Here is an 18,638-nt window from a genome sequence, read left to right as displayed (position 1 = left end):
GCATGCTGAAAATCGAAAACCTCCACGCCTATTACGGCAAGAGCCACGTGCTGCATGGCGTCTCGTTCAACGTCGGGCAGGGCGAGATCGTGGCGCTGCTGGGGCGCAACGGCTCGGGCCGTTCCACCACGGCCAAAGCCATCATGGGCCTGGTCGATTGCGAAGGCGCCATCGACTGGAAGGGGCAGTCCATCCAGGGCAAGAAGCCCTTTGAGATTGCCCACCTGGGCTTGGGCTATGTGCCGGAAAACCGAGACATCTTCCCCAAGCTCACCGTGCACCAGAACCTGCTGCTCGGACAAAAAGGCAAGGGCAAGGACGTGCGCTGGAGCTTCAACGACATGTACGCGATGTTCCCGCGGCTGAAGGAGCGGGAGCACACCGAAGCGGGCGTGCTGTCGGGTGGCGAGCAGCAGATGCTCACGCTGTGCCGCACGCTCATGGGCGACCCCGACCTGATCATCATCGACGAACCCACCGAGGGCCTCGCGCCCAAGATCGTGGAGCTGGTGGGCGAGTACCTGCAGAAGCTCAAGGCCCGCGGCGTGTCGGTGCTGCTGATCGAACAGAAGCTCACCATCGCCATGGCGATCTCCGACCGCGCGCTGGTCATGGGCCACGGCAGCATCGTGTTCCATGGCACGCCGGAGAGCCTCAGAGCAGACCCCTATACCCGCAAAGAGTGGCTGGAAGTTTGAACGCCCCCCGCGCCGCCTTCGGCGTCACCCCCCACTGGGGGGCGATGCCAGTGGCCCGGCGAAGCCGGTTCCACGGCATCCTGGGCGAAGGCACGCGCGCCGATGACTCTATAGCGACAGGTGGCACTTGCCGCGCTGCACAAACTGCCTAAAATCGCACGACCGTTCGTTTTTGAAACGTTTTCCCCGTATCCAACAGAGGAGATTCCATGACCGCTGAGTACCAGGTCCACGGCGATGTGGCCGTCATCACGTTGAACAACCCGCCGGTGAACGGTCTGGGCTTGTCCACCCGCCAGGCCATCGTCGAAGGGCTGGAGAAAGCCGAAAACGATGCGGCGGTCAAGGCCGTCGTGCTGACCGGCGCCGGCAAGGCGTTTTCGGGCGGTGCCGACATCCGCGAGTTCGGTTCGCCCAAGGCGATCCAGGAACCCAACCTGCTCTCCGTGATCATCCGGGTCGAGAACACCACCAAGCCGGTGATCGCGGCCGTGCACAGCGTGGCCATGGGCGGCGGCCTGGAACTCGCGCTGGGCGCGCACTACCGCATCGCCGCACCCGGTTGCAACGTGGCGCTGCCCGAAGTGAAGCTGGGCCTGATCCCCGGCGCCGGTGGCACGCAGCGCCTGCCGCGCGTGCTGGGCGTGGAAGTGGCGCTGAACATGATCGTCAGCGGCGAGGCCGTCAAGAGCGAGATGCTGGCGCAGGTGCCTGGCCAGAAGCTGTTCGACAAGCTGTCTGCATCGCCCGAGTCGCTGGCCGAAGAAGCGCTGGCCTTCGCCCGCGACATGGCCGCCAAACACGCCGACGGCTCGGCCTTCCCGCTGGTGCGCAACCTGCCCTGCAAGCACCCCAATGGCGAGGCCTACTTCCAGTTCGCGCGCAACATGGTCAAGGGCATGGCGAAGAATTTCCCGGCGCCCGCCAAGTGCGTGGACGCCGTGGAAGCCGCAACCCAGAAGAAGTTTGCCGACGGCATGGCCTTCGAGCGCGAGATCTTCATCAACCTGATGTGGACGCCCGAGTGCCGTTCGCTGCGCCACCTGTTCGTGGCCGAGCGCGCCGCGAGCAAGATCCCCGACGTGCCGGAAGACACGCCCAAGCGCAGCATCGAGTCGGTCGCCGTGATCGGTGCGGGCACCATGGGCGGCGGCATTTCCATGAACTTCCTCAACGCCGGCATCCCGGTGAAGATGCTGGAGATGAAGCAGGAAGCGCTGGACCGTGGCGTGGCCACCATCCGCAAGAACTACGAAGCCCAGGTCAAGAAGGGCAAGCTCAAGCAAGACAAGTACGAGCAGCGCATGGCCTTGCTGAGCACCACGCTGAGCTACGACGACCTGAGCGCGGCCGATCTGGTGATCGAGGCCGTGTTCGAAGAGATCGGCGTCAAGGAGGCCGTGTTCAAGGAACTCGACCGCGTGATGAAGCCCGGTGCCATCCTGGCGTCCAACACCTCCACGCTGGACGTGAACAAAATCGCCCACTTCACGAAGCGTCCACAGGACGTGGTGGGCATGCACTTCTTCAGCCCGGCCAACGTGATGAAGTTGCTCGAAGTGGTGCGCGGTGACGCGACCGCCAAGGACGTGCTGGCCACGGTGATGGCGGTGGCCAAGAAGATCAAGAAGACGGCGGTGGTGTCCGGCGTCTGCGACGGCTTCATTGGCAACCGCATGATCGAACAGTACGGCCGCCAGGGCGGCTTCCTGCTCGACGAAGGCTGCACCCCCGAGCAGGTGGACAAGGCGATGGAGAAGTTCGGCATGGCCATGGGCCCGTTCCGCATGGGCGACCTGGCCGGCAACGACATCGGCTGGGCGATCCGCAAGCGCCGCTACCAGGAAAAGCCGGACATGAAATACAGCAAGACCGCCGACCTGCTGTGCGAGAAGGGCCGCTTCGGCCAGAAGACCGGCGCCGGCTGGTACGACTACGTGCCGGGCAAGCGCGACGCGATCCCGAACGCCGAGGTGGTGAAGATGATCGAAGACCACCGCGCCGCCGCCGGCATCACGCCGCGCAAGATCTCCGATGAAGAGATCGTGCAGCGCCTGGTGTTCTCGCTGGTCAATGAAGCCGCGCACATCCTCGAAGAAGGCATCGCCAACAAGGCCAGCGACATCGACGTGGTCTACATCTTTGGCTACGGCTTCCCGGTCTACCGCGGCGGCCCGCTGAACTACGCCAACGAAGTCGGGCTGTTCAACGTGGTCCAGGCCATGAAGCGCTTTGCGAAGAACCCGCTGGACGACGCGAAGTTCTGGGAGCCTGCTCCCTTGCTGGCCCGCCTCGCCGCCGAAGGCAAAACCTTTTGATGACCGCACGAACCACGAATTGAGGATTCCATCATGACCAACGCCGTCATCGTCTCCACCGCCCGCACGCCCCTGGCCAAGAGCTGGAAGGGCGCCTTCAACATGACCCATGGCGCCACGCTCGGCGGCCACGCCGTGCAGCACGCCGTGCAGCGCGCCGGCATCGACGCAGCAGAAGTCGAAGACGTGATCATGGGCTGCGCCAACCCCGAGGGCGCGACGGGCGCCAACATCGCGCGCCAGATCGCGCTCAAGGCCGGCCTGCCCATCACGGTATCGGGCATGACCGTCAACCGCTTCTGCTCGTCCGGACTGCAGACCATCGCCCTGGCCGCCCAACGCATCATCGCGGGCGAAGGCTCGGTGTATGTGGCCGGTGGTGTGGAGAGCATTTCCTGCGTGCAGCAGGAAATGAACCAGCACATGCTGGTGGACCTGGCCCTGCAGAAGCAGAAGCCCGAGATCTACTGGAACATGCTGCAGACCGCCGAACAGGTCGCCAAGCGCTACAACATCGGCCGCGATGCCATGGACGAGTACGGCGCCGCCAGTCAGCAGAAGGCCACGGCCGCGCTGGAAGCCGGTCTGTTCAAGGCCGAGATCGCGCCCATCACCGTGACCGCCGGCGTGGCCGACAAGGTCATGGGCCTGATGACCCGTCAGGTCACGGTCGAGAACGACGAAGGCATCCGCGCCGGCACCACGTTCGAAGGCATCCACGGCCTGCGCTCGGCGCTGCCGGGCGGCCTGATCTCGGCCGGCAACGCCAGCCAGTTCAGCGACGGCGCTGGCGCTTGCGTGGTGATGGACGAGACCCTGGCCGAGAAGAAGGGGTTGCAGCCGTTGGGCCGTTTCCTGGGTTTTGCGGTGGCGGGCTGCGAGCCCGACGAAATGGGCATTGGCCCGGTGTTCGCCATTCCCAAGGTGCTCGCGCGCCTGGGCCTGAAAGTCAGCGACATCGACCTCTGGGAACTCAACGAAGCCTTCGCTGTGCAGGTGCTGTACTGCCGCGACAAGCTGGGCATCCCGGCCGATCGCCTGAACGTCAACGGTGGCGCCATCGCCGTGGGTCACCCCTACGGCGTGTCGGGCCAGCGCCTGACCGGCCACGCGCTGATCGAAGGTAAACGCCGCGGCGCCAAGCGCGTCTGCGTGACCATGTGCATCGGCGGTGGCATGGGCGCGGCCGGCATCTTCGAAGTCTTGTAAGGACTTCCGGTGAGCGACGTCACCGTCAGCCCCGAGGCATTTCTGGCGATGGGTCGCGAGGTCCTGGCCTCGCAGCCCTTCTCCCAGCTCATCGGGGCCGAGCTGGCAGCGCTCTCGCCGGGACGCTGCGAGCTGCACGTCCCGATCACGGAAGTGGTCAAGCAGCAGCACGGTTTCGTGCACGGTGGCGTGCTCAGCTACGCGGCCGACAACGCGCTCACCTACGCCGGAGGCACGGCGCTGCGGGTGCCGGTGGTGACGGCCGAGTTCAAGATCAACTACCTGCGCCCGGCCATCGGCGAGCGCCTGATCGCGCGCGCCGAAGCCGTGCACACCGGCAAGTCGCAGGCGGTCTGCCGCTGCGACGTGTTCGTGGTGAAAGACGGTGAAGAAAAACTCTGCGCGGTGGCACAGGGCACGATCGCCGCGCTGCCATCGTCGCCAACCTGAACGGGCGCCGGTGCCGGGGTTCACCCCATGCCCACGGCTCGCCTGTCGCACCATACTGCAACGATGAATCCCTACCGCATCGGCTCCGGTGCCGGCTACGCCGGCGACCGCATCGACCCCGCGCTGGACCTGGCCGAACGCGGCGAGCTCGACGCCCTGGTGTTCGAGTGCCTGGCCGAGCGCACCATCGCCCTGGCCCAGCTGGGCCGCGCCCACGATCCACAAGCCGGCTACGACCCCATGCTCCAGGCGCGCATGCGCGCGGTGCTGCCGGCCTGCGTGCGCAACGGCGTGACCATCATCACCAACATGGGCGCCGCCAACCCGATGGCGGCCGGGCAGGCCGTGCTGGACGTGGCGCGTGAACTGGGCCTGCCGCGCCTGCGCGTGGCGGTGGTGACGGGCGACGACGTGCTGCCCTGGATGCTGGTGAACGACGTGCCGCTGATGGATTCGCCCGACACCGTGCGTTCGCTGGACGACCGCCTGATATCGGCCAACGCCTACCTCGGCGCCGACGCCTTGCTGCCCGCGCTGCAGGCCGATGTGAACGTGATCATCACCGGCCGTGTCGCCGACCCGTCGCTCTTTGTGGCGCCGCTCATGGCCCACTTCGGCTGGGCCGCCGACGACTGGCATCACCTGGGTCAGGGCCTGCTGGTCGGACATCTGCTCGAATGTGCGGCCCAGGTCAGCGGCGGTTACCTGGCCGACCCGGGCCATGTGGACGTGCCCGATCTGCACCGCGTCGGTTTCCCTCTGGCCGAGGTGTGTGCCGATGGCAGCGCGGTCATCACCAAGCTGCCGGGCACCGGTGGGCGTGTGGACCGGCTGAGCTGCACCGCGCAACTGCTCTACGAAGTGGAAGACCCGGCGCACTACCTGCAGGCCGATGTGGTGGGGGATTTTTCAAAAGTCCGTTTCACACAGCTTGAATCCGACCGGGTGCAGGCGCAGGGCGCCAGCGGCCAGGCGCGCCCCGAGCAGCTGAAAGCCACGCTGGGTTACCGGGATGGTTTCATCGGTGAGGGTCAGATTTCCTACGCCGGACCGGGTGCGCGAGCGCGGGGTGAGTTGGCGTTGTCCATCCTGCGGCACCGCCTGCAAGATGCCACGCTGCACCACGGCCTCTCCGGTCTGGAACACCGCGCCGAGCTGATCGGTGTGAACGCGATGCACGGCCCTCAGCTGGGCGCGGACCGCGAGCCGTATGAGGTGCGCGTGCGCCTGGCGGTGCGCTGTTTGACGCGCGCGCAGGCTGAAGCAGTGGGACAGGAGGTGGAAGCGCTCTACCTCAACGGACCGGCGGCTGGCGGCGGTGTGACGCAGTCCGTGCGCGAGGTGATCGCCGCGGCTTCGGCCCTGGTGCCGCGCAGCGCGGTTCATGCCCGCTGCGACATCCTCGAACTGAGCGCGGAAGGTTGACATGACAGCACCGTCCCAAAAAACATCCCCACGCCGCACGCTGCGCGACATCGCGCTCGCCCGCTCGGGCGACAAGGGCAACCGCGCCACGCTCAGCGTGATCGCGCTGAACCCCGCAGACTATCCCGAGCTGGAGCGCCTGCTCAGCGCCGAGCGGGTGCAGGCCCACTTTGCCGGCGTGGTGCAGGGGCCGGTGCAGCGCTACACCTTGCCTGATCTCGCGGCGGTGCATTTCGTGATGTTCGACGCCCTGGGCGGCGGCGTCACGCGTTCGCTGGCGCTCGACGCCCACGGTAAAACCCTGAGTGCGGCGGTGCTGGATCTGCCGCTCTGAGCCCTACACTGACTTTGCCTTTTCACAACCACCCCGAGGAGACTTTCATGCGTCCTGTGTTCCGATTGCTGGCCATCACCGCCACTGCGCTGGCGTGTTCCTCCACCGCCCTGGCCCAGGCCTGGCCCGACCGGCCAATCAAGGCGGTCGTGCCCTTTGCCGCCGGCAGCGCCACCGACACCATCGGCCGCGCCTTCGCGCTGAAGATGCAGGAGTCGCTGGGGCAGACCATCGTGGTCGACAACAAGCCCGGCGCCAGCGGCCTGCTGGGTGCCGACGCGGTGGCCAAGGCCGCGCCCGACGGCTACACCATCCTGATCGGCACCAACAGCACCAACGCCGCGCTCAAGAGCCTGATGAAGAAGCTGCCCTACGACCAGGACACCGCCTTTGCGCCCGTGGCCTACATGGGCTCGGTGCCGCTGATCATGGCGGTCAACAACGACGTGCCGGCCAAGACGCTGAAGGAGCTGGTGGACATGGCCAAGGCCAAGCCGGGCAGCATCAACTTCGCCAGCGCCAGCACCTCGCAACTCGTGTCCACCGAGATGATGGCGGGCATGGCCGGCATCCAGCTCTCCAACGTGCCCTACAAGAGCGGCCCGGCCGCCATGACCGACCTGATCGGCGGCGTGGTGCAGATGTTCAGCGCCGACTTCGCGGTGATGCTGCCGCAGGTGAAAGCGGGCAAGGTGCGCGGCCTGGCGGTGACGTCGTCCAAGCGCTCGCCGGCCGTGCCCGAGCTGCCCACGGTCAACGAAGCGCTGGGCTTGAAAGACTACGAACTGATCGCCTACTTCGCGGTGTTCGCGCCCGCGGGCACGCCGCCCGACATCGTGGCCAAGCTCAACAAGGCGGTGAACGAAGCGGCCAACAGCAAGGAGATCCAGGACCGCTTCGCGGGCATCGGCTTCGCGGTCGAACCCGGTACCCCCGCCGACCTGGCCAAGCGCAGCGTGGCCGAAACCGCCAAGTGGGCCAAGGCCATCAAGGACGCCAAGATCGAACCGCAGTGAGGTCTGCGCGGGACGGTGCCCGCTGGCGCTGTCCCGCAGCCGACTGTCCCGCGAGGGACGAAATTCACCCTTTGGCTGGGCCGTTCCCCTTGCTCCCACGCGTGCGGACGGCACACTACAGCGTCCTTCTGCACCGACTGCTGCCATGAGCCTCCGTCCCACCCTCGATTTCCTGCTGCATCACTGGCTGGCCGCTGAATCGCTCAACCAGCGCGAGCGCTTCAAAGACCACAGCCGCGAAACCTTTGACGCCGTGCTCGACACCTGCGAGCGCATCGCACGCGAGAAGTACGCGCCCTTCAACCGCCTGGTCGACACGCAGGAGCCGCAGTTCGACGGCGAGCGCGTGATCCTGCCGCAGGCCACGCACGACGCGCAGAAAGCCTACGCCGAGAGCGGCATGCTCAGCGCAGCGCAGGACTATGAGATTGGCGGCATGCAGCTGCCCTACACGGTGGAGGCTTCGGCCAACGCCTTCTTCGCCATGGCCTCGGTGAGCATCGGCAGCGGCATGCTCACCACCGGCAACGCCAACCTGCTGATGAAACACGGCACAGAGGCGCAGAAGCGTGTGTTTGCGCTCAACGAATTCAGTGGCCGCTTCTCCGGCACCATGTGCCTGAGCGAGCCGCAGGCCGGCTCGTCGCTCAGCGACGTGGTGACGCGTGCCGTGCCCGATGGTGAGGGCTTTGAAGCCGATCCACTCGGCCCGCGCTACCGCCTCAAAGGCAACAAGATGTGGATCTCGGCCGGCGAACACGAGCTGACCGAGAACATCATCCACCTGGTGCTGGCCAAGATTCCCGACGCCGATGGCAAGCTGATCCCCGGCGTCAAAGGCATCTCGCTCTTCATCGTGCCCAAGAAGCTGGTGGACACCGAAGGCCAGCCCACCGGCGAACGCAACGACGTGGCGCTCGCGGGCCTGAACCACAAATGCGGCTGGCGCGGCACGACCAACACCTTGCTGAATTTTGGCGAGGGCAAGTACCCGGTGCGCGGTGAAGCCGGCGCGGTGGGCTACCTCGTCGGCCAGCCCGGCAAGGGCCTGCAGTGCATGTTCCACATGATGAACGAGGCCCGCATCGGCGTCGGCATGGCGGCCACCATGCTGGGCATGGCGGGCTACCACGCGAGCCTCGACTATGCGAAGAACCGGCCGCAAGGGCGACCGGTCACAACAGGCGGAAAAGACGCCGCGGCCCCCCAGGTGCGCATCATCGAACACGCGGACGTGAAGCGCATGCTGCTGGCGCAGAAGAGCTACTGCGAAGGCGCGTTGGCGCTGGAACTCTATTGCGCCCGCCTGGTGGACGAACAGCACACCGGCGCGCCGGACGCGGCCGACGAAGCGCGCCTGCTGCTGGAAGTGCTCACGCCCATCGCCAAGAGCTGGCCCAGCGAGTGGTGCCTGGAAGCCAATTCGCTGGCGATCCAGATCCACGGTGGCTACGGCTACACGCGCGATTTCCCGGTCGAGCAGTACTGGCGCGACAACCGCCTGAACATGATCCACGAGGGCACGCACGGCATCCAGGGCATGGACCTGCTGGGCCGCAAGGTGCTGATGGAAAACGGCAAGGGCCTGCAGCTGCTGGCCGGCCGCATCAACGCCACCATTCAACGCGCAATCCAGGTGCCCGAACTCGCGGCGCACGCCAACGCGCTGGGTCAGGCACTGGCTCAGGTGGGCGCGGCGACGAAAGCCGCCTGGGCCACCGGCAACCCTGGCCATGCACTCGCCAACGCCGTGCCCTACCTGCAGGCTTTTGGCCACACGGTGCTGGCCTGGATCTGGCTGGACGTGGCGCTGGCCTCGCGGGATGCCAGCGAGAGCAGCGCGCGCACTGGGCGCCTGGCTGCCGCACGCTTCTTCTTTCACTACGAGTTGCCCAAGATCGGTGCCTGGTTGCAGGTGGTTCGCGAACGCGACCTGACCTGTGCCGAGTTGCCCGAAGCCGCTTTCTGAACACCCATCCACAGGAGACACCCCATGACCCGAAACATCCAGCAACTCTTTGACCTCAAAGGCAAGACGGCGCTCGTCACCGGCGGATCGCGTGGCCTGGGCCTGCAGATGGCCCACGCGCTCGGCGAGGCCGGTGCGCGCGTGGTGATCAGCTCGCGCAAGGCCACCGACCTGGAAGAGGCCACGGCCGAGCTGCAGGCCGCCGGCATCGACGCGCGCTGGATCGCCGCCGACTGCTCGCTCGACGAAGACATCCGCCGCCTCACCAGCGAAACCCTGCAGCGCGTGGGCGACGTGGACATTCTCATCAATAACGCCGGCGCGGCCTGGGGCGCTCCGGCCGAAGACCACCCGCTCGAAGCCTGGGACAAGGTGATGAACCTCAACGTGCGCAGCTACTTTCTGCTGAGCCAGCTGATCGCCAAGGCGAGCATGATCCCGCGCCGCACCGGCAGCATCATCAACACCGCCAGCATCGCCGGCCTCGGAGGCAACCCCTCGGGCATGAAGACGATTGCCTACAACACCTCCAAGGGCGCGGTGATCAACTTCACCCGTGCGCTGGCCGCCGAGTGGGGCGAACATGGCATCCGGGTCAACGCCATCTGCCCGGGCTTCTTCCCGAGCAAGATGACGCAGGGGACCTTGAAGGCCATGGGCGAAGAGAAGCTGGCCTCGCACGCGCCCCTGCGCCGCCTCGGCGACGACGAAGACCTGAAGGGCCTGACCGTGCTGTACGCGTCGGATGCCGGCAAGCACATCACGGGGCAATGGCTCGCCGTCGATGGCGGCGTGAGCGTGATCACAGGAGGTTGAGTGGAGTTCTCGGTTCACATTCCTTTTGTCGAACTGCTCGGCTTCGAACTGCAGAAGTTCGAAGGCGGCGAGGCGGAGATCGCTTTTGCGCCCCGGCCCGAGCATGAAAACTCGTTCAACGTGGTGCACGGCGGTGCCAGCATGACGCTGCTGGACGTGGTCATGGCGCACGCCGGGCGCTCGGTGGAGCCGGCCATGGGCTGCGTCACCATCGAGATGAAAACCAGCTTCATGCGCGCGGCCAAGGGGCCGCTGCTCGCCAAAGGCAAGCTGCTGCACCGCACCGCCACCATGGCCTTCACCGAAGGCAGCATCTTCGATGCCGAGGGCAAGCTCTGCGCCCACGCCACCGGCACCTTCAAGTTCGTGCCGCGCCTGCCGGTGGGCAAGTCCACGAACGCCCTCAATACCTTGAAGACCGACTGATGACGTCCTCACACCCTCCTGTCGCCTTCGTCACAGGTGCCGCCCGCGGCATTGGTCTGGCCATCGCCCGCTGGTTCTTCCACCAGGGCTACCGCGTCGCCGTGATCGACAACGACGCGATCACACTGACCGCCACCGAAGCCACGCTGCGCCAGGAACTGGGTGCGCGCGCCGACCACCTGCTGGTGATCCACGGCGACGTGTCCGACCCCGCGCAGGTGGCGGCCGCCGTGCAGCGCATCGGTTCGGATTTCGGGCGGCTCGACGCGCTGGTCAACAACGCGGGCGTCGCCACTTTCAAACCGATCGGTGACACCACATACGACGAGTGGCGCTGGGTCATGGCCACCAACCTCGATGGCCCCTTCATCTGCACCCAGGCCTGCGCGCCACTGATGCTGAAGAACGGCGGCGGCGCGGTGGTCAACATCGCGTCCATCTCGGGGCTGCGGGCCAGCACGCTGCGCGTGGCCTACGGCACCTCCAAGGCGGCGCTGATCCACCTGACCCGCCAGCAGGCGGTGGAGTACGGCAACGCCGGCATCCGCGTCAACGCGATCGCGCCCGGCCCGGTCGAGACCGAGATGGCAAAGAAGGTGCACACACCCGCCATCCGCGCCGACTACCACGACACCATCCCGCTCGCGCGCTACGGCAGCATGGAAGAGATCGCCAACGCGGTCGGCTTCCTGTGCAGCCCGGAAGCGAGCTACATCAACGGCCAGGTGCTGGCGGTCGACGGCGGCTTCGATGCCGCCGGCGTCGGCCTGCCCACGCTGCGCCGTCCCTCTGTTTGAAACACACCCAGGAGACATTCCCCATGCCCAGCAACCAACAGATCCTGCTCGACAACCGCCCGCAAGGCGAAGCCACCGTCGACAACTTCAGGCTCGTGACCACCGAGACGCCCGCCCTGTCCGATGGTCAGGTGCTCGTGAAACACCACTACCTGAGCCTGGACCCCTACATGCGTGGCCGCATGAACGACAGCAAAAGCTACGCGGCGTCGCAGCCGCTGGGCGAGGTCATGATCGGCGGCACCGTCGGTGAAGTCGTGGAATCGAAGCACCCCAAATTCAATGCCGGCGACCAGGTCGTGGGCATGGGTGGCTGGCAGCAATACAGCGTGGTGAATGCGGACCAGCCGGGGGCGCTGCGCAAGGTGGACACGACGCACGTGCCGCTCTCGCACTATCTCGGCGCGGTCGGCATGCCGGGCGTGACCGCCTGGTACGGTCTGGTGAAGATCATCAACCCCAAGGCCGGCGAGACGGTGGTCATCAGCGCCGCGACGGGCGCGGTCGGCAGTGCGTTTGGCGCGCTGGCCAAGGCGCGCGGCTGCCGCGCGGTCGGCATCGCGGGCGGACCCGACAAATGCAAGTACGCGGTCGAAGAGCTGGGCTTTGACGCCTGCATCGATTACAAGCTCCACAAGGACATGTACTCGCTGGCCAAGGCGCTCAAGGAGGCCTGCCCGAACGGCATTGATGGGTACTTCGAGAACGTGGGCGGCATGATCCTCGACGCCGTGCTGCTGCGCATGAACGCCTTCGGCCGCATCGCCATCTGCGGGATGATCGCCGGCTACGACGGCGCGCCGCTGCCGCTGACCAACCCGGCGCTGATCCTGGTGAACCGCCTGAAGATCGAGGGCTTCATCGTCAGCGAACACATGGAGGTCTGGCCCGAGGCGCTGACCGAACTGGGCACGCTGGTGGCCACCGGCAAGCTGCGGCCGCGCGAGACGGTTGCGCAAGGCATCGAAAACGCGCCCGAGGCTTTCCTGGGCTTGCTCAAGGGCAAGAATTTTGGCAAGCAGCTGGTGAGGCTGTAACACCCCCGCCGCGCTGCGCGCGACCCCCTCAAGGGGGCGCCGCTGGCGGCCCGGCAAAGCCGGTTCCGCGGCGGCCTTGATCAAGGCATCGCCCTCGAAAAGGAGTTGTGATGAACGCTACCCATGAAGTGTTCAACCAGGTTGAGCCGCTGGTGGATATCAACCTGTTCGCTGCCAACCGGGCGATGCAGGATGCGTTGCGCTTCAATGCGCCCGCGCTCGACACCGCGCCTTTGCAGGCGCTCGGCGCGCAGGTGGGCAGCGCCGAGATGCAGACCCACGCGCGCCTGGCCAACGTGTTCACGCCGCAGCTCAAAAGCCACGACCGCTTTGGTCACCGCATCGACCAGGTGGAGTTCCACCCGAGCTACCACGCGCTGATGACGGCTGCCACGGCGGCGGGTTTGCACGGCACGCCCTGGGGCACCGCCAGCCGTCGCGACGTCGGGCCGCCCCAAGGCGCGACAGCCCCCTTGGGGGGCAGCGAACCACACGGAGTGGGGAGCGTGGGGGCGCACATCCACCGCGCCGCCGGTTTCATGCTCTTCACCGAGCTGGAGCCCTCCACGTTGTGCCCCATCTCCATGAGCTACGCGGTCACGCCCGCGCTGCGCGACAACCCCGCCATCTACACCGACTGGGCGCCGCAGCTCACCAGCCGCGGCTACGACCCGGCTTTGAAGCTCTGGAAAGACAAGGCCGGCGTGACCATGGGCATGGGCATGACGGAGAAGCAGGGCGGCTCGGACGTGCGCGCCAACACCACGCAGGCCGTGCCCGCGGGCAGCGATCACTGGGGCCAGCGCTTCAGCGTCACCGGCCACAAGTGGTTCTTCTCGGCGCCCATGTGCGACGCTTTCCTGATCCTCGCGCAGACGCCCAGCGGTTTGAGCTGCCTGTTCCTGCCGCGCGTGCTGCCCGATGGAACGCTGAACCAGCTCTTCATCCAGCGCCTGAAAGACAAGCTCGGCAACAAGGCCAACGCCAGCTCCGAGGTGGAGTTCGCCGGCGCCACCGCCTGGCTGGTGGGCGAAGAAGGCCGCGGCGTGCCGCAGATCCTGGCCATGGGCACGATGACGCGGCTGGACTGCGCGCTGGGCACCAGCGGGCTCATGCGCCAGGCGCTGTCCATCGCACTGAACCACACGAGTCAGCGCATGGCGTTTGGCAAGAAGCTGATCGATCAGCCGCTGATGAAGAACGTGCTGGCCGATCTGGCGCTGGAGTCCGAGGCGTCCACGGCGTTGGCTTTGCGGCTGGCGCGCAGCTTCGACCGTCCGGAGGATGAACACGAGCGCGCGATGCAGCGCCTGCTCACGCCCGTGGCCAAGTTCTGGATCTGCAAGCGCGGCAGCCATTTCGCTGAAGAAGCCATGGAATGCCTCGGCGGCAACGGTTACGTGGAAGAGGGTGGCGAGGGCATCATGGCTCGCATCTACCGCGAGATGCCGGTGAACTCGATCTGGGAAGGCGCGGGCAACATCATGGCGCTGGACCTGCTGCGCGCGCTGAGAAAAGCCGACGCCGCCGCCGCGCTCGCGCACGAACTGGCCCCGGCCCGGGGCATGCACACCGCGCTGGACCACCTGGCCGAGAGCCTGCCGATCCGCGTGGAACAGATGGCCACCGAGATGGAGGCCCGCCGCCTGGCGCAGGACGTGGCGCTGGCCGTGCAGGCCGCGCTGCTGGCGCAGACCGCGCCGGGCGCCGTGTTCGGCGCCTTCTGCGATTCGCGTCTGGCCGGCCACTGGGGCCACTGCTTCGGCTCGCTGGGTTCTGGCGTTGACTTCGATGCCATCATTCAAAGAGCCCAACCGCGCTGAATTCTGGAGACCCCATGTCGGACCTGATCCTGCACCACTACCCCATGTCGCCCTTCTCGGAAAAGGTGCGGCTGATCCTGGGCCACAAGCAACTTGCGTGGAAGAGCGTGCTGATTCCCAGCGTGATGCCCAAGCCCGACGTGGTGGCGCTCACCGGGGGGTACCGGCGCACGCCCTTCCTGCAGATCGGTGCCGACATCTATTGCGACACCGCGCTGATCTGCGACGTGCTCGAACACCGCCAGCCCGCGCCCACGCTCTACCCCGAACACCACAAGGGCATGGCCCGCGTGCTGGCCCAGTGGGCCGACAGCACGCTGTTCTGGGCCGCCATGGGCCACACCCTCAGCCCCAAAGGTGCGGCCGCGATGTTCGGCAGCCAGCCGCCCGAAGTGGGCCAGGCCTTCGCGGCCGACCGCAGCGCCATGCGCAACGGCATGACCAGCCTGCGCGCGGGCGATGCCGCTTCGGCCTACCGCAGCTACCTGCGCCGAATCGCCCACATGCTGCACGAGCAGCCCTTCCTGTTCGGCGACGCGCCCTGCATCGCCGACTTTGCGGCCTACCACCCGCTGTGGTTCACGCGTGTGGTGAATCCGGCCATGGCAGGCATCCTGGACACCACGCCCGGTGTGCTGGCCTGGATGGACCGCATGGCCGCGCTGGGCCACGGCCAGCCGGCGAAGTTCACGGCTACCGAGGCCATCGCGGTGGCTGCGGCGGCCGATCCCGCGCCGCTGGCCGACGAAGCCTTCCAGGACGACCACGGCGTCGCGCTGGGCAGCCGCGTGACCGTGGCCGCCGAGAGCTTCGGCACCGAGACCACCGAAGGCACGCTGCGCGCCGCCACCCGCACGCACTACACGCTGGAGCGCCACGACGACCGCGCCGGTCGCCTGCATGTGCACTTCCCGCGCATCGGCTATGTGCTGAAGGAAGTGCGCGCTTGAGCGGCCAGACCGTGCTCCCCCGCAGCGCCGCCGTGCAGTGGCGCTGCCTGCCGTTCGCCGCCATGTCGGCCGACACCCTGTACCGTTTGCTGCGCCTGCGCTCAGAAGTCTTCGTGGTGGAGCAGCGCTGCGTGTTCCTGGACATGGACGGGCTTGACGCGCAGTGCATGCACCTGCTGGGCGAGACCGTGGACGAACAGGGTGAAGTCCATCTGCTTGCGTCCACCCGCCTGGTACCGACCGGCCTTGCGTTCGCCGAGGCCAGCATTGGCCGCGTGGTCACCGCGCCATCGGCACGCGGCGGGGGCATCGGCCACACGCTCATGGCCGAGTCGGTGCGCCAACTGATCGCGCTGTGGGGCGAGCAGCCCATCCGCATCGGCGCGCAGGCGCACCTCGAAGCCTTCTACAACCGCCACGGCTTCGTGTCGGACAACAAGCCCTACATCGAAGACGGCATTCCCCATCTGGAAATGCTGCGCCGCTGAAACCTCAAAATACCCCGGAGACAACCACATGATTTCAGACTTCAAAGGCAAGACAGCGGTACTGACCGGTGCGGGTTCGGGCTTCGGCCTGGAGTGCGCACGCATCGGCGCCCAGCTCGGCATGAACCTCGTGCTGGTCGACGTGCAGCCCGACGCGCTGGACCAGGCCGCGGCCGAGCTGATCGCGGCCGGTGCGCAGGTGCTCGCCAAACGTGTGGACGTGTCCAGCGCCGAGCAGATGGAAGCCCTCGCCACCGACGTGGTGCAGCGCTTCGGCGCGCCGCATTTCGTCTTCAACAACGCGGGCGTGGGCTCGGGCGGTCTGGTCTGGGAAAACTCGGTGAAGGACTGGGAATGGGTGCTGGGCGTGAACCTCTGGGGCGTGATCCACGGCGTGCGCCTGTTCACCCCGCTGATGCTCGCCGCCGCGAAAGCCGACCCTTCGTTCCAGGGCCACATCGTCAACACCGCCAGCATGGCCGGCCTGCTCACGCCGCCCAACATGGGCATCTACAACGTGAGCAAACACGCCGTGGTGAGCCTCACCGAAACGCTCTACCAGGACCTGAAGCTGGTGAGCGACCAGATCGGCGCGAGCGTGTTGTGCCCGTACTTTGTGCCCACCGGCATCAGCCAGAGCCACCGCAACAAACCCGCCGAGCTGGCCGACGAAAAAGCCACGCAGAGCCAGCTGATCGGCCAGGCCATGAGCGACAAGGCGGTGAGCTCGGGCAAGGTCACGGCGGCCGAGGTGGCGCAGAAGGTGTTCGACGCCATCGCGGCCGACCAGTTCTACATCTTCAGCCACCCCAAGGCGCTGGGCAATGTGCGAGCGCGCATGGAGGGCATCGTCAACCAGACCAACCCGGCCGACCCGTTCCTTGAACGGCCCGAGATCGGCGTGGGTTTGCGCGCAGCGCTGCGCGCCGTGTGACACAGACCGGGACGGCCATGGACGACGGTGGCCACACCCTGTTCGACACCGCCATCGGTGTCTGCGGCATCGCCTGGGGGCCGGGGGGTGTGGTCGCGGTCCAGTTGCCCGAGGCCGACGCGGCGCGCACGCGTGCGCGGCTATTGAAAGGCTTGCCGCCGCTGCCCGGGCTGACCCCGCCGCCGGCGACCGTGCAGGCCGCCATCGACGGCGTTCAGGCCTTGCTGGAGGGCAGGTCGCGCAGCGATCTGCGCGAGATCGAACTCGACATGGCGCGCCTCACGCCGTTCCAGCGCGAGGTCTATGCGATGGCCCGCGCGATACCGCCCGGCCAGACCCGCACCTACGGCGAGATGGCCCAGGCCCTGGGCGATGCCGGCCTGGCGCGCGCCGTGGGGCAGGCCCTGGGCCACAACCCGTTTGCCCCGGTCGTGCCCTGCCACCGCGTGCTGGCGGCGGGCGCCCGCTCGGGCGGCTTCTCGGCCCGCGGCGGCGTGGCCACCAAGCTGCGCATGCTGCAGATCGAAGGCGCGCAGATCGGCGGCGAGCCCGGCCTGTTCGACGGAGACGGTGCGTGATCACCGCGACCGAGCTGCTGTCGGGCGCCATCCGCGTGGTGGACTACCGCTGCAGCGTCGGCCCCGCCGAGCCAGCACCTGGTGCACTCGCGCTGGGGCTGTGTCGCCGAACAGCGCAACCCAGAAGCCCCGTTCGCCGAGCGCCCGAGATCGGGGTGGCGTTGCGGGAGCGTGGCCGGTGTTTGCTCGGCGCCGCGCCTTTTCATGGCATGCGGTTGCGCCAGGCTTCGGGCAAGAAGTCGATCAGCGGCGTGGCTTCGCGCTGCAACTGGCGCTGGCCGCCGCCTGCGCGCCGGCTGGGCGTTTCCTGTGACAGGTCCAGTTCGCCGAGCTGCTTGATCCAGGCCACATCCAGACCCCCGTTGACCAGCGGGCGGGAAAAGATCAGGGCCAGCATGCGCCGGGCTTCGGCGCTGCCCTGTGCCTCGGCGAGGCGGTAATAGCGGATGGCTTCGGTGTAGTTGACTGGCGTGCCTTCCCCCCGGTGGTGGCGCCGGGCCTGGTTCAGCAGTTCCAGCGGCAGGCGCGATGCATCGGGCTGGGGCTTCCGGGGGATCTGCAACTGGTCGGCCACGATGGCGGCGTTGGTGCCCGCCACGGCCGATTTCGGCGCAGCGGCGCGGAAGTACTGCAGCGCTTCGGTGTCGCGCCCGGCCGCCACGCTCTCCATGCCGAGTTCGATCAGGGCATGCACGTCGCCGGCCCGTGCCGCCCGCTGCAGCAGGGCTCTCGCCGGGAGCGGTTCGTCGATGGCGTCGGTGTCCACGCCCGGTCGGGCCAGGCGCAGGGGCGCCAGACGGGCGGCCACCAGCCATTCGAGGTACTGGGCGCGGGGCAGGTGGGTGCGGCGCAGCGGTGCCAGCCACTGGCGGGCCGCCGCCGGGTTGGCCGGACCCTGACAACCGTCGATCTCGCACCAGGCGAGCCCGGCCAGGGCGATGCCGGCGTTCTGCTGGTGTGCCCGTTCGAACCACTTCTGCGCCTCGCCGCTGTCCTGTGGCACACCGGCACCGTGCAGGTGGATGAGGCCCAGTTGCCAGGCGGCCTGTCCGGCCGCGCGCGTGCGGCCGGTGGCGACCCGGCGCAAGGCATCGAGTTCGGCGAGCACTGCCGTGTCGGGCGCATCCGGCAGGCGGATCGGCGCCTGGTGCAGTGGTGTGACCTCGATGGGGTCGGCGTGGAGGGGGGCGGCCTCGATCGGCGCGGCCTCCAGGGGTTCCGCTCGGATCGGCGCTGCAGCGGGGACGGGGCCGGTGGCCAGGGCGAGCGGGACCACCGCTGTGAACAGCAACGAGGCAAGGGCGTACCGAAGCCGGCGCGCCGGCTGCGCGTCACTGCGGGCGGTGGACTCGGGTCCCATGGGATGCCGT

Annotated in this window: 18 protein-coding genes; 17 read left to right on the top strand and 1 reads right to left on the bottom strand. The window is 67.5% G+C overall.

Annotated elements, in window-relative coordinates; translation table 11 throughout:
• Positions 1-2: 2 nt before the first annotated feature.
• The 17 genes from AC23D4_RS09465 (at position 3) to AC23D4_RS09385 (ending at position 17,268) form a co-directional block, all read left to right on the top strand.
• On the top strand, positions 3-698 hold the full coding sequence (locus AC23D4_RS09465; RefSeq protein WP_472888357.1) for an ABC transporter ATP-binding protein: 696 nt from the start codon (positions 3-5) through the stop codon (positions 696-698).
• A 209-nt stretch (positions 699-907) separates the two neighbouring features.
• The gene (locus tag AC23D4_RS09460) at positions 908-3,016 is read left to right on the top strand and encodes a 3-hydroxyacyl-CoA dehydrogenase NAD-binding domain-containing protein (RefSeq protein WP_472888356.1); all 2,109 of its coding nucleotides are present in this window, start codon (positions 908-910) and stop codon (positions 3,014-3,016) included.
• 33 nt (positions 3,017-3,049) lie between these two features.
• On the top strand, positions 3,050-4,225 hold the full coding sequence (locus AC23D4_RS09455; protein ID WP_472888355.1) for an acetyl-CoA C-acyltransferase: 1,176 nt from the start codon (positions 3,050-3,052) through the stop codon (positions 4,223-4,225).
• Between the two features lie 48 nt (positions 4,226-4,273).
• Positions 4,274-4,675 (top strand): PaaI family thioesterase, encoded by a 402-nt coding sequence (locus tag AC23D4_RS09450; RefSeq protein WP_472888436.1) that lies wholly within the window; start codon positions 4,274-4,276, stop codon positions 4,673-4,675.
• Between the two features lie 63 nt (positions 4,676-4,738).
• Positions 4,739-6,100 (top strand): acyclic terpene utilization AtuA family protein, encoded by a 1,362-nt coding sequence (locus AC23D4_RS09445; protein ID WP_472888354.1) that lies wholly within the window; start codon positions 4,739-4,741, stop codon positions 6,098-6,100.
• A 1-nt stretch (position 6,101) separates the two neighbouring features.
• Positions 6,102-6,434, top strand: a complete 333-nt coding sequence (locus AC23D4_RS09440; RefSeq protein WP_472888353.1) for an AtuA-related protein — start codon at positions 6,102-6,104, stop codon at positions 6,432-6,434.
• Between the two features lie 47 nt (positions 6,435-6,481).
• The gene (locus tag AC23D4_RS09435; protein WP_472888352.1) at positions 6,482-7,450 is read left to right on the top strand and encodes a Bug family tripartite tricarboxylate transporter substrate binding protein; all 969 of its coding nucleotides are present in this window, start codon (positions 6,482-6,484) and stop codon (positions 7,448-7,450) included.
• A 145-nt stretch (positions 7,451-7,595) separates the two neighbouring features.
• Positions 7,596-9,419 carry an acyl-CoA dehydrogenase gene (locus AC23D4_RS09430; RefSeq protein WP_472888351.1) on the top strand — a complete coding sequence of 608 codons (1,824 nt, stop codon included), beginning with the start codon at positions 7,596-7,598 and terminating at the stop codon, positions 9,417-9,419.
• 24 nt (positions 9,420-9,443) lie between these two features.
• Positions 9,444-10,235: an SDR family oxidoreductase gene (locus AC23D4_RS09425; protein WP_472888350.1), complete on the top strand. Its 792-nt coding sequence runs from the start codon at positions 9,444-9,446 to the stop codon at positions 10,233-10,235.
• Complete coding sequence (locus AC23D4_RS09420) at positions 10,236-10,661, top strand: PaaI family thioesterase (RefSeq protein WP_472888349.1); 426 nt, start codon at positions 10,236-10,238, stop codon at positions 10,659-10,661.
• Positions 10,661-11,458, top strand: coding sequence for an SDR family NAD(P)-dependent oxidoreductase (locus AC23D4_RS09415; protein ID WP_472888348.1), 798 nt, complete (start codon positions 10,661-10,663; stop codon positions 11,456-11,458). The genes AC23D4_RS09420 and AC23D4_RS09415 overlap by 1 nt, the downstream gene beginning before the upstream one ends.
• Positions 11,459-11,481: 23 nt before the next feature.
• Positions 11,482-12,495 (top strand): NADP-dependent oxidoreductase, encoded by a 1,014-nt coding sequence (locus AC23D4_RS09410; protein ID WP_472888347.1) that lies wholly within the window; start codon positions 11,482-11,484, stop codon positions 12,493-12,495.
• 110 nt (positions 12,496-12,605) lie between these two features.
• Positions 12,606-14,318 (top strand): acyl-CoA dehydrogenase family protein, encoded by a 1,713-nt coding sequence (locus AC23D4_RS09405; RefSeq protein ID WP_472888346.1) that lies wholly within the window; start codon positions 12,606-12,608, stop codon positions 14,316-14,318.
• A gap of 14 nt (positions 14,319-14,332) precedes the next feature.
• Positions 14,333-15,268: a glutathione S-transferase family protein gene (locus AC23D4_RS09400; RefSeq protein ID WP_472888345.1), complete on the top strand. Its 936-nt coding sequence runs from the start codon at positions 14,333-14,335 to the stop codon at positions 15,266-15,268.
• Positions 15,265-15,756, top strand: a complete 492-nt coding sequence (locus AC23D4_RS09395) for a GNAT family N-acetyltransferase (protein ID WP_472888344.1) — start codon at positions 15,265-15,267, stop codon at positions 15,754-15,756. The genes AC23D4_RS09400 and AC23D4_RS09395 overlap by 4 nt, the downstream gene beginning before the upstream one ends.
• Before the next feature lie 28 nt (positions 15,757-15,784).
• Positions 15,785-16,690, top strand: a complete 906-nt coding sequence (locus AC23D4_RS09390; RefSeq protein ID WP_472888343.1) for an SDR family oxidoreductase — start codon at positions 15,785-15,787, stop codon at positions 16,688-16,690.
• Positions 16,691-16,707: 17 nt separating this feature from the next.
• On the top strand, positions 16,708-17,268 hold the full coding sequence (locus tag AC23D4_RS09385) for a methylated-DNA--[protein]-cysteine S-methyltransferase (RefSeq protein ID WP_472888342.1): 561 nt from the start codon (positions 16,708-16,710) through the stop codon (positions 17,266-17,268).
• A gap of 202 nt (positions 17,269-17,470) precedes the next feature.
• Here AC23D4_RS09385 and AC23D4_RS09380 read toward each other — a convergent pair whose 3' ends face one another.
• Positions 17,471-18,628: a tetratricopeptide repeat protein gene (locus AC23D4_RS09380; protein ID WP_472888341.1), complete on the bottom strand. Its 1,158-nt coding sequence runs from the start codon at positions 18,626-18,628 to the stop codon at positions 17,471-17,473.
• Between the last annotated feature and the right edge of the window lie 10 nt (positions 18,629-18,638).

This window comes from Hydrogenophaga sp. L76, assembly GCF_057654755.1.
Note: the sequence above shows the minus strand (reverse complement) of the source record. Positions and strands in the feature narration are given on the sequence as shown.